Source organism: Amycolatopsis sp. NPDC114503, from assembly GCF_055633655.1.
This window is the reverse complement of sequence record NZ_JBVKDT010000006.1, coordinates 51179-66089: the sequence shown is the minus strand read 5'-3', so window position 1 is coordinate 66089 and position 14911 is coordinate 51179. Positions and strand designations below refer to the sequence as shown.

At 70.0% G+C, this 14911-nt stretch carries 12 protein-coding genes; 6 read left to right on the top strand and 6 right to left on the bottom strand.

Annotation, left to right across the window (positions count from 1 at the left end; genetic code table 11):
- Window positions 1-77 precede the first annotated feature (77 nt).
- Both ACZ7OI_RS25705 and ACZ7OI_RS25700 read right to left on the bottom strand, forming a co-directional pair.
- Entirely contained in the window at window positions 78-1034 is a 957-nt protein-coding gene (locus ACZ7OI_RS25705) for a serine protein kinase RIO (RefSeq protein WP_470266737.1), read from the bottom strand.
- Between the two features lie 186 nt (window positions 1035-1220).
- Window positions 1221-2735, bottom strand: a complete 1515-nt coding sequence (locus ACZ7OI_RS25700) for an FAD-dependent oxidoreductase (RefSeq protein WP_470266736.1) — start codon at window positions 2733-2735, stop codon at window positions 1221-1223.
- A 92-nt stretch (window positions 2736-2827) separates the two neighbouring features.
- On the opposite strand from ACZ7OI_RS25700, the gene ACZ7OI_RS25695 reads away from it, so the two are divergent.
- Window positions 2828-3430 (top strand): TetR/AcrR family transcriptional regulator, encoded by a 603-nt coding sequence (locus ACZ7OI_RS25695; protein ID WP_470266735.1) that lies wholly within the window; start codon window positions 2828-2830, stop codon window positions 3428-3430.
- A gap of 187 nt (window positions 3431-3617) precedes the next feature.
- Here the strand turns inward: ACZ7OI_RS25695 and ACZ7OI_RS25690 are convergent, their stop codons facing one another.
- Window positions 3618-4604, bottom strand: a complete 987-nt coding sequence (locus ACZ7OI_RS25690; RefSeq protein WP_470266734.1) for an aldo/keto reductase — start codon at window positions 4602-4604, stop codon at window positions 3618-3620.
- A gap of 83 nt (window positions 4605-4687) precedes the next feature.
- On the opposite strand from ACZ7OI_RS25690, the gene ACZ7OI_RS25685 reads away from it, so the two are divergent.
- Complete coding sequence (locus ACZ7OI_RS25685) at window positions 4688-6235, top strand: phytoene desaturase family protein (protein ID WP_470266732.1); 1548 nt, start codon at window positions 4688-4690, stop codon at window positions 6233-6235.
- A 4-nt stretch (window positions 6236-6239) separates the two neighbouring features.
- Window positions 6240-7328 carry an NAD(P)/FAD-dependent oxidoreductase gene (locus ACZ7OI_RS25680; RefSeq protein WP_470266731.1) on the top strand — a complete coding sequence of 363 codons (1089 nt, stop codon included), beginning with the start codon at window positions 6240-6242 and terminating at the stop codon, window positions 7326-7328.
- A gap of 21 nt (window positions 7329-7349) precedes the next feature.
- On the opposite strand, the gene yaaA is transcribed toward ACZ7OI_RS25680, so the two are convergent.
- Entirely contained in the window at window positions 7350-8093 is a 744-nt protein-coding gene (gene yaaA, locus ACZ7OI_RS25675; protein WP_470266730.1) for a peroxide stress protein YaaA, read from the bottom strand.
- A gap of 66 nt (window positions 8094-8159) precedes the next feature.
- On the opposite strand from yaaA, the gene ACZ7OI_RS25670 reads away from it, so the two are divergent.
- The gene (locus ACZ7OI_RS25670; RefSeq protein ID WP_470266729.1) at window positions 8160-9125 is read left to right on the top strand and encodes a GNAT family N-acetyltransferase; all 966 of its coding nucleotides are present in this window, start codon (window positions 8160-8162) and stop codon (window positions 9123-9125) included.
- A 402-nt stretch (window positions 9126-9527) separates the two neighbouring features.
- On the opposite strand, the gene ACZ7OI_RS25665 is transcribed toward ACZ7OI_RS25670, so the two are convergent.
- The gene (locus ACZ7OI_RS25665; RefSeq protein WP_470266728.1) at window positions 9528-9884 is read right to left on the bottom strand and encodes a VOC family protein; all 357 of its coding nucleotides are present in this window, start codon (window positions 9882-9884) and stop codon (window positions 9528-9530) included.
- 124 nt (window positions 9885-10008) lie between these two features.
- On the opposite strand from ACZ7OI_RS25665, the gene ACZ7OI_RS25660 reads away from it, so the two are divergent.
- Together ACZ7OI_RS25660 and ACZ7OI_RS25655 are read left to right on the top strand one after the other, a co-directional pair.
- Complete coding sequence (locus tag ACZ7OI_RS25660) at window positions 10009-11757, top strand: proline--tRNA ligase (RefSeq protein WP_470266727.1); 1749 nt, start codon at window positions 10009-10011, stop codon at window positions 11755-11757.
- Window positions 11758-11762: 5 nt separating this feature from the next.
- The gene (locus tag ACZ7OI_RS25655; RefSeq protein ID WP_470266726.1) at window positions 11763-12773 is read left to right on the top strand and encodes a DUF8017 domain-containing protein; all 1011 of its coding nucleotides are present in this window, start codon (window positions 11763-11765) and stop codon (window positions 12771-12773) included.
- Here the strand turns inward: ACZ7OI_RS25655 and ACZ7OI_RS25650 are convergent.
- A complete protein-coding gene (locus ACZ7OI_RS25650) occupies window positions 12713-14884 on the bottom strand; it encodes a bifunctional lysylphosphatidylglycerol flippase/synthetase MprF (RefSeq protein ID WP_470266725.1) in 2172 nt (723 codons plus the stop codon). The genes ACZ7OI_RS25655 and ACZ7OI_RS25650 overlap by 61 nt on opposite strands.
- Between the last annotated feature and the right edge of the window lie 27 nt (window positions 14885-14911).

Sequence of the window (14911 nt, the reverse complement as noted above, 5' to 3'; positions counted from 1 at the left end):
GCCCCGCACCCAGGTGCGCGGTTGTGGGCGGGGTCGCAGGTGTGCGCTGCCGCACACCCGCGTCCCCGCCCGCCCGTTCAGCCGAGACCGGCCGCGTTTTCCAGTTCCCGCACCAGGTCATCGGTGCCGGTGACCTGTTCGGACAGTCCGCGGCTGTGGAACCAGCCGGCGAGGTTCGCGACGTCTCGGGCCAGGAATTCCCGGCCGCGCGGGTTCGCGATCACGTCGACCGCCTGGGGGAGGTCGATCACCATCAGGTGACCTTCGTGCACCAGGACGTTGTACGCGGACAGGTCGCCGTGCGCGAGCCCTTGTCCCGCCAGGAGTTCCAGCGCGGACACGGCCTGCTCCCACAGGTCGGCCAGCTCGTCCGGCCCGGGACGCAGCTGTGCCAGCCGGGGCGCAGCGGTGCCGTCGGGTTCGCCGAGGAATTCCAGCAGGATCTCGGTGCCGTGCCGCTGCACCGGATACGGCACCGGCGCGCCGATCGTCCACAAGCGACTGAGGACGGCGAACTCCGCCACCGCCCACTGTTCGGCGATCAGGTTGCGGCCGAACGAGGTGCGCCCGGCCATCGCGCGCATCTCGCGGGACCGGCGCATCCGCCTGCCCTCGAGATAACCCGCGTCGCGGTGGAACAGCTTGTGCTCGTCTGAGCGGTATCGCTTGGCCGCCAGCAGAACGCCGTCTTCGCCGGGAAGATTGCGGCGCAGCAGATGGACATCCGCTTCCTTGCCGGTCTTGAGCACGCCGAGGTCGGTGTCGATCGCGGCGAGTTCCGTGACCACCCACTCCGGGCGGGGATGCGGGCCTTGGTCGGCGTCGTCCCAGGTGGTCCATCGGTCGGCGCCGTCGGGCAGTTCGGTTTCGGTGTAGGCGTCTTCGCGAAGCTGGGAGAGACGGACTCGCTCGGCTTCGGTGAGCCGTCCCCGGCGTGCCGGGGCAGGCCCGTCGTCGTAGCTGGGGCGGCGCCGCATCCGGCGGTCGGAGTAGTCGGAGGCGTCGGAAAATTCGTCGAAATCGTGCTCGCGCACTGGTGGTTTCTCCTAGATCAGGGTGCCCACCGGGCGAGCGCGTGCTCTAGCCGAGGCGGGCGGGCGGAAGAGGGCAGGACAGCGCCCGGACAATCTCCACGACGCACCTCCCGTTCTTCCGGCAGCCGGCAGCTTCCCGCCGGACGCCGATCACTGTGCCGTCCGCTTCGAACTCGCGCAACTGATTTATTTCGCACCCGCCCATCGCGCGAGTGCGGCGTCGAGAAGCTTCTGGTCGTCGCTTCCGGAACTCGCCCAGACGATCACTCCGTCCGGCCGGACGAGGAGGCTCGGTCCGTCGGCGGGATCGGCGACGCAGGCGAGCCGATCGTCCAGGCCGGACACGGCGAACCGGCCGTCGGGGGAGCGGTCGACGAGCACGAACCGGCCGTCGTGCGCGTGGTCGGCAAGGCGGGTCCCGGACGTCAGCTCGACGTCCCCGGCGATCGACCCGACCGGTTCGGCGGTGTCGTCGGCGACGTCGTAGTGCTGCAGGATTCCGGACGACAGCGCGACGATGCGGTTCATCGCGGCGGGCACCCGGAGCAGTTCCCCGCCGACGATCTTGCGCAGCTGCTCGGTGCGTTCGTCGCCGCGCAGGAGCGCGACCTGGGCGCGGGTCCAGTCGAGCACCCCCGCGCCGATCGGATGGCGTTCGGTTTCGTAGGTGTCGAGCAGTCCCGCCGGAGCCCAGCCCTGGACGGTCGCGGCGAGTTTCCAGCCGAGGTTCGCCGCGTCGCCGAGGCCGAGGTTGAGACCCTGCCCGCCGAGCGGGGAGTGGACGTGCGCCGCGTCGCCGGCCAGGAACACGCGGCCTTGGCGGTAGTGCCGCGCCTGGCGCGCGTTGTCGGTGAACCGCGTTGCCCGGCCCTGGATTCCGGTGATGGTGACCGGGACCCCGGTGACGTCGCGGACCGCTTCCTGCAGCTCTTCGACCGACACCGGAGCGTCGCGGTCCCGCGGCGGCTCGCGGAAGCGGCTGAGGAAGATGCGGCCGGGGACCGGGCCGTACGCGTAGACGCCGCGCGGCGTCCAGGTCCAGCCGGGGCGCAGGCCGCTCGCGTCCTCGAAATCGGCGATGGCCTGGTAGCCGGTCATGTCCGGGTCCGTGCCGGCGAACTCGATGCCGAGCTGCTTGCGGACGACGCTCCGCCCGCCGTCGGCCGCGACGAGCCAGCCTGCGGCGAACTCGCCCGCGCTCGTTTCGACAGTCACGGATTCGCCGGTGTCCCGCACGCCCTGAACCTCGACGCCGCGCCGGACCTCGACGCCGAGCCGGGCGCAGTGTTCGGCGAGCATCAGCTCGACGTCCTGCTGCGGCACGCCGAGCCCGTTCGACACCGCCCGGTGCGCGGCGAGCACGGGGTCGCTCTGATCGATCAGGTCGTTGTCGAACAGGAACCCGGCGAAGTGCCCGGCGGCCAGGAACCGGCGGCCGCCCCGCTTGGCGGCCTCGACCGTCGGGCCGAATCGGCCGACCGACTCGAGGAACCGCCGCTGCGCCGCCTCCGCCGCGGGAAGCAGGCCGCGCCGGTCGAGCAGTTCGGCGCTGGCGACGTTGACCGACCCGGCCTTGATGTTCTGGTCCGGCTCCGCCAACCGGTCCAGCACGGTCACCCCCACCCCGCGCAGCGCGAGCTCCCCGGCGAGGAACAACCCGGTGGGCCCGGCCCCGGCGACGATCACCTCGGTCCGCTCCATGACGTACTCCCCTCTATCCTTGCCCGACGGCTTAACCAAGTGTGCTTACTGGGTAAGCTTACCAGATAAAGATAACACGGAAGGGTGGACTCATGCCCAATCGCGGCGATCGAGGCGGGGCCAAGACGCGGGCGCGGATCGCCGAGGTCGCGACCGGGCTGTTCCTGGAACGCGGGTTCGACGAGGTCACGATCGCCGAGGTCGCCGCGGCGGCCGGGGTGTCCAAGGTGACGGTGTTCTCGCACTTCGAGCGCAAAGAGGACCTGCTGCTGGACCGCTTGCCGGAGGCGATCGAACTGGTGCGGTCGGCGGTCCGCGAACGGACTGGCGAAGTGGTGGACGCGCTCCGGCAGCTCGCGCTGACGCTGCTGGAAGAGGGGCACGTGCTGTCCGGCGTGGGCGGCGGCGTCGGGCCGTTGATGCGGACGGTCGCGGAGTCGCCCGCGCTGATCGCGCGGCTGCGGGCGTTCGGGTACGAGATGGAAGCCGAACTGGCCGCGGAACTCGCCGCGGACACGCGATTTTCCGGGGACGCGGAGTTGGTGGCCGCGGTGGTGGTGGCGGCTTACCGGACGGTGGCGGTGACGACGATCCGGCGCCGGCTGGAGGGGGAGGACCTGGCCGAGCTGGCGGAGTCGCACCGGGAGCGGTTGACGCAGGCGTTCGACCTCGTGGAGCGCTTGGTCAGCGCGTGAAGCCAGGTCTCGCTCGGCAGGGGATCCACCGGCAGCCTCTGAACTTCCGCGGCAGGTCGTACGGGCTTCGACTGATCGTGGCTAGGGTTCAGCGATCGACGATCAGTTCCGGCCCGAGCGAGAAGCAGATCGCCATCGGGAAACACCGCCGCCAGGCGACGCTGGATCTTCGGTGTTCAGCGCCGCCTCAGCGGTTGACGAACGCGAGGTGCCCCGCGTCGTAGCGCGCGCCCGCGAAGTTCTCCGGTGCGGCGACGGTCTCGATCGCGGCGAGATCGTCCGCGGCCAGTTCGACGGTCAGGGCCGCGAGGTTTTCCTCCAGGTACTGCTTCCGCCGCGTGCCCGGGATCGGCACCACGTCCTCGCCGCGCGCCTGCACCCACGCCAGCGCCAGCTGTCCGGTCGTGACTTCCTTCGCGGCGGCCAGCTCTTCCAGTTTCGCCACGATCGCGAGGTTCCGGTCGAGGTTGCCGTCGGCGAAACGGGGCTGGTAACGCCGCACGTCGTCGTCCGCCATGGTTTCGGTGGAGCGGTAGCGGCCGGTCAGGAAGCCGCGGCCGAGCGGGGAGAACGGGACGAGGCCGATACCGAGTTCGCGGCAGGCCGGCACGATTTCGGCTTCGAGGTCGCGGGTCCACAGCGACCATTCGCTCTCCAGCGCGGCGATCGGGTGCACCGCGTGCGCGCGCCGGACGGTCTGCGCGCTCGCCTCGGAAAGCCCTAGGTGACGGACTTTTCCGGCCTTTGCCAGCTCCGCCATCGCGCCGACGGTTTCCTCGATCGGCACGTCCGAATCGACGCGGTGGAGGTAGTACAGGTCGATGTGGTCGACGCCGAGCCGCCGCAGGGAAGCTTCGCAGGCCTGGCGCACGTAGGCTGCGTCGCCGCGGACTTCGGTCGGTTCGCCGAGACGGCTCGCGATGCCGAATTTCGTGGCCAGCACTACCTCGTCGCGGCGGCCGGCGATCGCGCGGCCGATCAGTTCTTCGTTGTGGCCGGAGCCGTAGAAGTCAGACGTGTCAAGGAAAGTCACGCCGAGGTCGAGCGCGTGGCGCAGCGTTTCGATCGACTGCGCGTCGTCGGTCGCGCCGTAGCCGTGGCTCATTCCCATGCAGCCCAAGCCCTGTGCGGAAACCGTGAGTCCGCCGAGGTTCCGGGTCGGGACGTCGGTCATGATCGCTCCTTCTGCGCCGGATCTTGTCCTGGGCGACGCTAAGGCCTGGAGTGCGCTCCGGGGCAAGCATTAGGCTCGCCGCGGTGGACTACGACGCGGTGATCGTGGGCGGCGGGCACAACGGTCTCGTCGCCGCTGCTTATCTGGCCCGGGCCGGACGGTCGGTGCTGGTGCTGGAGCGACGCGCGGAGATCGGCGGCGCGGCGGTGTCGTTCCGCGCTTTCCCCGGCGTGGACGTGCGGCTTTCGCGCTATTCGTATCTGGTCAGCCTGTTGCCGCGGCGGATCGCGGCCGAGTTGGGGCTGGACGTCCAGCTGCGAAGGCGGCGGATGTCGTCGTATACGCCGGTCAGCAACACGGGTCTCCTTGTCGACACGGGGGACGACGAGCGGACTGGGGCGTCGTTTCGCGCGGTTACTGGGTCCGCGAAGGACTATGCGGCTTGGCAGCGGTTTTATGCGTCGGCGGCGCGGGTTGCGGGGGCGACGTTCGATTCGCTGACCGAGCCGTTGCCTACGCGGGACGAGTTGCGTCGGCGGATTGGCGACGACGAGGCTTGGGCGACGTTTTTTGAGCGTCCAGCGGGGGAAACGTTGCGCGAGTTGTTCGAGGACGAGGTCGTGCGCGGGGTGGTGCTCACCGATGCGTTGATCGGTACTTTCGCCTCCGCCGACGACGGGCAGCTTCGGCAGAACCGTTGTCTGCTCTACCATCTCATCGGCAATGGCACTGGTGATTGGGACGTTCCGGTTGGCGGGATGGGCGCGGTTACCGACGCGCTCGCCGGGGCGGCTCGTGGTGCTGGGGCGGTGCTGGTCACCGGTGCGGAGGTGCTCTCCGTCGCGCCGGATGGCGAGGTTCGTTACCGCGAAGGCGATGTGGAGCGTGTGGTGAGCGCGGGGCATGTGCTGGCGAATGTCGCGCCGCGCACGCTCGCCCGGTTGCTTGGCGAGGAGTCGGCGGAGTCGCCGGAGGGTGCGCAGCTGAAGGTGAACATGGTGCTGCGGCGGTTGCCTCGGTTGCGTGATTCGGCTGTTGATCCGCGTGACGCGTTCGGCGGGACCTTTCATGTCAACGAATCGTTTGCCCAGCTCGAAACTGCCTACCGGGAGGCTGCGGCGGGCCAGGTCCCGACGGTGCCGCCGTGCGAGATCTACTGCCATTCGCTGACTGATCCGTCGATTCTCGGTCCGGCTGAGCGGGCGGCGGGCGTGCAGACCTTGACGTTGTTCGGCCTGCACATGCCTGCTCGGCTGTTCGAAGCGGACAACGAGGGGGCGCGGGCGGAGGCGTTGCGGGCCCCGGTGGCCTCGCTGGACAGCGTGCTCGCGGAGCCGATCTCGGACTGTCTGCTGATGGACGGCGACGGGAAACCGTGTATTGAAGCCAAAACGCCGTTGGACTTGGAGGCGGAGCTCGGGTTGCCGCGCGGACACATCTTCCACCGGGACCTGTCGTGGCCGTACGGCGACGAGGAGACGGCGGGGGCGTGGGGCGTCGAGACCCGGCATGAACGGGTGCTGCTGTGCGGGGCCGGCGCGGTTCGCGGCGGCGGGGTCAGCGGGATTCCTGGGCACAACGCGGCGATGGCGGTGCTCGGTCGACGTTTCGGCGGCGGACAGGCAGGGTGAAGACATGCGCGTGATCGTGATCGGCAGCGGTATCGGCGGGGCTTCGACGGCTTACCATCTGGCGCTGCAGGGGGCGGACGTCGTCGTGGTGGACGCGGATCGGGCCGGAGTGGCGACCGACGCGGGTGCCGGGATCATCAGCCCTTGGACGTCCACTTGGGAGGAAGCGGTCTATCCGCTCGCGGCCGCGGCTGGACGGTATTACCCGGCCTTGGCGGCTGAATTGAGCGAGGCCGGGTACGAATCGTCGTATGAGGTTGTCGGCGGGATGGTGGTGTCGGCTCGCGAGGAGGAGCTGACCGAGGCTTATGACCGGCTTGTCGGGCGGGTGGCGAACACGCCGGAAGCCGGAGTTCTCGAGCGGCTGGACGCCGAGCAGGCACGGGAGCTTTTTCCGCCGTTGGCTCCGGAATTGGCCGCGGTGCATTTGTCGGGGGCCGGGCGGGTGGACGGGCAGGTGCTGCGGCGTGCGCTGATCTCGGCGGCGATTGACCGGGGCGTGGAGTTCGTGACCGCCGAGGCTTCGCTGGAGCCGGGGTTGCGGGTGCGGGCCGGCGCGGAGGAAGTGGCCGGGGACGCGGTGGTGCTTGCCGCCGGGGCCTGGTCGGGAGAGGTGGCCGAGGCATTGGGGGTGCCGGTGCCGGTTGTGCCGCAGCGGGGGCAGATCAGCCATTTCGAAGTGCCGGGGACGGATACTGCTTCCTGGCCGGTGGTGTTGCCTCGGAGCAGCCATTACCTGCTGGCGTTTCCCGGCGGCCGGGTGGTGGCGGGGGCTACTCGGGAGAGCGGGGCCGGGTTCGATCACCGGGTGACCGCGGCCGGGCAGCGGGAGGTTCTGGAGCAGGCGCTGGCTGTCGCGCCCGGGCTGGCGGATGCGGGGCTGGTGGAGACCCGGGTGGGGTTCCGGCCGGTGTCGCCGGACGGGCTGCCGTTGCTGGGGCAGGTTGCGCCCGGGTTGTATGTGGCGACCGGGTTCGGTCCGGCTGGGCTTACGTTGGGGCCGTATTCGGGGAAGCTGGTGGCGGAGCTGGTGCTGGGGGCGGATGTTCCTGGGGAGTTGCTGGCCGGGTGTGCGCCTGGGAGGTTTTCTTGAGGGGGAACCCTCACAGACCGGTTAGTCGGTGAGGAGTTCCAGGGCGTGGTCGCCGGTGCGTTCCACGGTCAAGCCCGCTTTGGCGATAACGCGCACTAGTTGGTCCACAGTGGACGGTTCGCTTCGCGAGGTGGCCAGTACGGCGGCCAGTTTGCCCTTGTAGGCCTTGTTGAAGTGGCTCACGGTGGTGCGGTTGCCGTTGGCGTCTTCGGTGACTACTCGGACGGTGACCGCGTCTGCGCGCAGTTTCGCGAAAGCGGCGTACGTGCCGGAGCGGAGGTCCACGATCAGGCCTTCGACGTCGTGCAGCACTGGTTCCAGGACCGGCTTCCACAGGCCTCGGACGGTGCCGAGCGCGGGCACCGTGTTGCCGCCGGAGAGGCGGTAGGCGGGGATGGGGTCGGTGGCTGCGACGACGCCGAACAGAGAGGACGTGACGGCCAGGCGTTGCTGAGCTTTGGCCAGGCCGGCGCGGGTGAAGCTCTTGACGTCCAGTGCGTCGTAGAGGACGCCGGTGTAGCGGCTCAGCGCGGGCATCGTCGGGGAGGTCCAGAGCTGGGCGTTGCGGGTGACCTCGTCGGCCTGGCGCGCGGAGATGCCTAGCGCGGCGAGGCTCGCGGGGACGTCGGCGGCCAGTTCGACCAGGGCGTCGGCCAGTTTGGCGCGCACCGGGTTCAGTTCGGGGAACGACAGCGCGTCCAGGTCCAGCGGCGCGCCTTTGCCGCCGTCGGCCTTGGTTTCTGAAGGGGGGAGGAGCACCAGCACCCCCGGAGCGTAACCTCCGGGTAATCCAGGTGCGGCGGCCGTGTGCCGCTCCTTACCCTGGCTCGTATGGAACTCACCTGGCGCCCGCTCACGCTCGCCGACGCCGGCGCGGTCACCCGGCTCTGCACGGTCGCGGAGGAGACCGACCGCACTGGCGAGCACTGGGACGAGGGCGACGTGCGCCAGGAAATGTCGGGCCCGTCGGTCGATCTGCCCGGGGCGAGCGTCGGTGCTTGGGACGGGGCGCGCCTGGTGAGCTACGCGCTGGTCATTCCTCGCGACGCCGCCGAGCCGGTGCATCAGCCGCACGTCGCGTCGCTGACCGACCCGGAGTATCGGACCGACGAGGTCGCGTCGGTGTTGACGGAATGGCTTGTGCGCACGGCCCGGAGCGTCCACGCGCAGCACTTCCCGGACGCGAAGCTGGAACTTCACGCCGGCGCGCACGAGAACGAGCATTGGTACGTGTCGCTGCTGGAGCGCGGCGGGTTCAAGCAGGAACGGACTTTCGTCGAGATGCGCGCGGACCTGACCGCGCTGCCCCCGGCCCCGCCGCTTCCCGACGATCTCCCGCTGGTCGCCTGCGAGGAGCGCTACGACGCCCTGGCGCTCGACGCGCGCAACGCCGCATTCGCCGGTCACTGGGGCAGCACGTGGCTCTCCGCGGACGAGTGGCGACACCGGTTCCGCGGCAACAAGGACTTCCAGCCTGACCTCTCGTTCCTCCTCCTTTCCCCGGACCGCGACCGGGCCGTGGCATTCGTGATGTCGTCGTTCTACGAGGCGGACGCGGTGGCGACCGGCGTGCGGGAACTGCACGTCAACTACGTCGGCACCCTGGCGGAGGCCCGCGGGCGAGGCCTGGCGTCGGCACTGCTGGCCCACACCCTCGAAGCCGGCCGCGCGGCCGGCTTCGAGAGGTCGTCGCTGTCGGTGGACGTGGACAACACCCACCGCGCGCTCGCGGTGTACGAGCGGTGCGGGTATCGGACGGCTGAGCGGAATTACGGGTACGTTTTGCCGCTCAGCTGACAGTTCGGGTGCGGCTGCTGCGCCAGGCGACCGGGTTGGCTCAGCGAGTTGCTCGCCCTGCGGACCGGGCTCGGCGAGCAGGCTGACGCCGATGCCGGTTGGCCTGTCGCCCGCGCGCGCCGGTGGACGCGCTTGCCCGTGGGTACGTCAGAGCGTGGGCATGTCAGAGACTGCGTGCGGTGCACGTAATCGCGTCCACGACTAGCCTCGCTCGACTGCAGGTGGGCTTGGACGCGACTGCGGTGGGGTCGTGCAACCAACCAACCAACCAGCCAGCCTCGCCGCTGCGTGCTTTGAGCTGCGTGCTTTGGCCGGTGGCGGCACTCGCCCTAGTCGCCGCCAGCCCGCGTCATCCGGTCCCCAACTCCAGCGAGCTCAACCCCATCCGCCCTCACCTCATCCTCAATGCGCCCCCTTCGCAGACACGCAAAACACATTCCCCTCCGGATCCTCCAGCACCGTCCACTCCAACCCGGGCGCCTGATGCCGCCCCAGCTCCACCGCTCCCAGCCCCACCAGCCGCCGGACCTCGGCCTCCCGGTCGTCCGCGCCGAAGTCCACGTGCACGCGGTTCTTCCCGCTCCGCGGCTCCGGCACCCGCTGCAATCCCAGCCGGGGCCCGCCCGAAGCAGGACCCTCCAGCATCACGAACTCGCCGTAGTCCGCCGCCACCACTACGCCCAGCGCCGCCGTCCAGAACTCCGCCAGGCGCTGCGGCTGCGCGCAGTCGACGGTGATCATGCCCATCTCCAAACCCATGCCCGCACGCTAACCGCGACCACCGACAAAAACGGCGTCCGCCGATAACCCGCATGCGTCGAGGCCCGGGGGTTGACTACTCTGTGCGAAACGTCTAAGGCCCGCTCAGCGCAGGGAGTTCCCAGTGATCACCAGGATGTCGTCGTTGTTCCTCCGCACGCTGCGCGAGGATCCGGCGGACGCCGAAGTGCCCAGCCACCGGCTGCTGGTGCGCGCCGGCTACGTCCGCCGGGTCGCCCCGGGTGGTTACTCGTGGCTGCCGCTCGGGCTGCGCGTGCTGCGCCGGGTCGAGGAGACCGTGCGCGAGGAGATGAACGCGATCGGCGCGCAGGAGATCCAGTTCCCCGCGCTGCTGCCCCGCGAACCCTACGAGGCCACCAACCGCTGGACCGAGTACGGCGACAACCTCTTCCGCCTCAAGGACCGCAAGGGGGCCGACTACCTCCTCGGCCCGACCCACGAGGAGCTGTTCGCGCTCACCGTGAAGGGCGAGTACAGCTCCTACAAGGACTTCCCGGTCACGCTGTACCAAATCCAGACCAAGTACCGCGACGAGGCGCGCCCCCGCGCGGGCATCCTGCGCGGCCGCGAGTTCGTCATGAAGGACTCCTACTCCTTCGACCTCGACGACGAAGGCCTGGAGAACTCCTACCAGGCGCACCGCGACGCCTACATCAAGCTGTTCGACCGCCTGGGCCTCGAGTACGTCATCGTGGCCGCCACGTCCGGCGCGATGGGCGGCTCGGCGTCCGAGGAGTTCCTCGCGGTCGCGGAGAACGGCGAGGACACTTTCGTCCGCAGCACCGAATCCGGCTACGCGGCGAACGTCGAGGCCGTGGTCACGCCCGTGCCGTCCGCCCGGCCGCTCGAAGGCCTGCCCGAGGCTCAGGTCCACCACACTCCGGACACGCCGACCATCGAGACCCTCGTCGCGTTCTTCAACGCCGCCGGGCTCGGCCGCGAGTTCACCGCGGCGGACACGCTGAAGAACGTCCTGGTCAAGACGCGCCAGCCGGGCGCGAAGGAGTGGGAGCTGCTCGGCATCGGCGTCCCGGGCGACCGCGAGGTGGACTTCAAGCGCCTCGAAGCGGCGCTCGAACCCGCCGAGGTGGAGCTGCTTGAGGAAGCCGACTTCGCGAAGAACCCGTTCCTCGTCAAGGGTTACATCGGCCCGAAGGGGCTGCAGGAGAACGGCGTCCGCTACCTCGTCGACCCGCGCGTGGTCGAGGGCACGGCCTGGCTGACCGGCGCCGACAAGCGCGACCACCACGTGCTCGACCTGGTCGTCGGCCGCGACTTCACGCCGGACGGCACCATCGAGGCGGCCGAGGTCCGCGAGGGCGACGCGTCGCCGGACGGACAGGGCACGCTCGTCGCCGCGCGCGGCATCGAGATCGGGCACATCTTCCAGCTCGGCCGCAAGTACACCGACGCTTTCGAGGTCGACGCGCTCGGCCCGGACTCCAAGCCGGTCCGGATCACCATGGGCTCCTACGGCGTCGGCGTCTCGCGCCTGGTCGGCGTGCTCGCCGAGCAGAACCACGACGAGCAGGGCCTCGTGTGGCCGCGCGAGGTGGCGCCGTTCGACGTGCACGTGGTCATCGCGGGCAAGGACGAGACGGTGCGCGAGGGCGCGGAGAAGATCGCCGCCGAACTCGACGCCGCCGGTCTCGAAATCATCCTCGACGACCGCAAGGCCACCCCGGGCGTGAAGTTCGCCGACGCGGAACTGGTCGGCGTCCCGACGATCCTCGTCGTCGGCCGCGGCCTCGCGAACGGCCTGGTCGAGGTCAAGGACCGGCGCACCGGCGAACGCGAGGAGATCGCCGTCGACTCGGTCGTCGACCACCTCGCGAAGCTCGTCCGCGGCTGAAGCCCGTGGGCTGGTTCGGACGCAAACGCCGCGACGACGGCGGGTACCAGGACAACGCCGCGTTGAGCGGCTTCGGCGGGTACCAGCCGTCTGACGCGCCGAAGTTCCCGAGCGCCGGGTACGAGAAAACGGCGCCGCGGCCGTCCGAACCAGCCCCGCAGCCGTCCGAACCAGCCCCGCAGCCGCGGGACACTCCGCCGCAGGACCCCCTGCGGCAGACCCTCACCCCGGCACAGCTCCGCCGATCCACGCCCCGCACAACCAACCTCCGCCTGGTGAAGGCGGTCCCGATCCTCATCATGATCGGGGTGTTCGGCTACAACGTTTTCTCCTCCAAGAGTCACCATTCCGCCAGCACGGACGACACTCCGCGCGCCCCGCGCACCTACCAGCCCGACCCCAGGGTCGTCGTGCCGCCGGTGGTCGCGGGATGGCAGTCAGTGGCGGGCAAAGACGGCAGCTACGCCTACGACGTGCCGCCGTCCTGGGAACCGGCGCCGACCACGCTGCACGGCTGGGACCCGGTCGCCGGATCGTCCGGGATCAACCTGACCACCAGCGCGTTCCTCGGCAAGGGGAGCTGCAAGGAAGACGCCGTGGGCCAGGTCGGCGGCGCGGGCTTCACCACCGAGAAGACCGGTGACGCCGCCGAAGCCGCCCGCAAAGCCGTCACTGATCTGGGCATCAGCGCGTACACCGGCGAAGGCGCTCCGGCCGCGAAGGTGACGCCTGGTGCGCCGGAGAAGACTGAAGTCAAGATCGAGAACGAAAGCCGCGAAGGCACGCTCGTAGTCGCCGAGGTGACTCCGAGCAACGCGCCGTGCCAGCCGCCGAGCGTGCTGGCCGGGGCGCTCGCGCTCAAAGCCGGCGACAAGTCGGCCGTGCTGGTCGCGTACTCCGAACAAGGCCGCCCGGGTTCCGCGACCCGGGACGACCTCGTCCGGATTCTGCACAGTTACCGCGGCGTCGCGGCCGCGGACCGGTCGACGACCACGCCGCCGCCGACCACGCGCTGACGTCGCAGCGCCAGCTTCGCGAAGTCCATCAGCCCGGCGTTCGGCAGATACGCGCGGCTCAGCGCGATCCCGATCCGCGGCAGATCGGCCTCGTCGCGGTAAGCGAGGTACAGCGGCTCGTGCCGCGGCTGGAACTTCGCCTTGAACGCGTGCAGGGAACGGAATCCGTAGTACGGCTCCATCATCGAGCCCAGTGCGTCCAGCATCCGGTCGACCATCTGCCGCGGCGTGCTGTCGTTGCTGCGGACCAGCGGCGCGCCCGAGAGCGACACGAACTTCGCGCCCTCCTCGCGGAACGCCAGGCAGGTCGAGGCGATCAGGAACTCCATCACCGGCCGGAATCCGCCCGCGCGGCGGCGCATCACGTCGAGCGTCCAGCCGCCGACCTCGCCGTCGCCGGTGTGCACCGGCAGCCACGACGTCACGCCGTGCACCGTGCCGTCTGCGTCGACCGCGAGGCCGACCCGCGTCGCGGGGTCCATCGCCTGGTCGACGCCGCCGAGCGTGAAGCCCATCTCCGGAAGGCCCTTGTCGCAGATCCATTCCTCGGACAGCGCCCGCACCTGTTCGCGGATCGACCACGGCTGTTCGGCCAGCCGCACCAGCCGGAACTCGATCCCGTCCTTCTTCGCGCGGTTCAGCGCGGTCCGCACGTCCTGCCAGGCCTTGCCGCGGAATTCGAGATTTTCCAAGTCCACCAAGGTGTCCTCGGCGACCTGGACCTGCTGCCAGCCCAGTTTCGCGGTCTGCGCGACGGTTCCCGTGGTCGCCGAGAACACGCACGGGACGAGCCCGGTGTTCTCGCACATCGCGGAGAACTCCCGCAGCGTGCGGTCGCTCGTCCCGTCCGGCGCGACCGGGTCGCCGAGCGCCACCGCCACGCCGGCGTGCCGCTGATACGCCAGGTACGACGTGCCGTCGGAGGCGACGAAGTAGGTGTTCTGCGGCCAGGTCGTCATCCACGAGATGGTGCTGCCGCCGTTGCGGCCCAGCAGAAGCCGGGCGAAGGCCGGGTCCGGCCCGCCGCGGAACAGCTTGCGCCGCCTGCGCCGCGAGGGCACGCGGAACGCGCGCCGCGCCGAGATCAGCAACACCAGCTCGACTGTCCACAAGAGATTGTCCACGATGAACAGCGGCGGGCTGCTGAGGTCGTAGTCCTCGCGGATCAGCTGCGTGATCGCGACGAGGCCGGCCAGCACCGCCATCTGCGACGCGGCGAGCACGCACAGCGCGATCGCGCACCGCCAGGCGAACCGCGAACCGCGGCGAAGCCCGTTGAGGATCGGCACCGCGACGATGCACAGCGGGAGAAGTTCGTTGCCGGACAAGGAGATCGAGTCGGACGAGCCGAACGGGCCGTCGCCGGGGACCAGCCACATCACCACTTCGGCGACGACCAGGAGCACCAATCCGGCCGACGCGAGCAGCCGCCATTCGCGCAGCGACGGCTTGTTGGCGTTGCGGGCGGCGGGCCCGGCGAGCCGCCGGCCCAGCGGCAGCGCGAGCACGAGCGCGAAGAAATGCACGAGATCGGCGAGCGTGCCGACATAGACGATCGCTACTCCGGCGTACACGCAGAGCCCGGCTCGCAGCCGCAGCCGCCACGGGGTGCGCAGGGTCGCACTGGTGATGGCGATCGCGGCGAGCGCACCGCCGGAGAAGCCGACGTCGAGCGTGCCGGAGATCCGGTCGGCCCAGGCCCAGCCGGAGTTGCGGGAGAGTTCGAGGAACTGCACCGCGACGACCGTCGACACCAGTTGCCCGCCGATGGTCACCGCCATCGCGCGCCGGGTGCCCAGGTGCCATTCGGCGAACCCGGCCATCAGTGCGAAACTTCCCGCCATCGGAAGGTAGAACCACGGGCGCAGGGCGTAGAACGGTCCGGTGAACAGCGTCCACCAGCGGCCGTGCTCAAGCGACGGGAGGCCGTAGGCGTAGTAGTGGAAAGCGTGCTGGTGCTCGGCGGCGTGCCAGAGCGAGCCAGTCGCGACCCCGACGATCATGATCGCGAGCACGACGGTCGTCGTGAACGGAATCCGGTTCCACAGCACCGCTAGCCGTCCGCGTGCCTCTCCGGCCACGAGGCCGGTTCCCCCCTGTGCGATCGTCATGGGAGAAGTCTGGCGCGGCGATCTTAA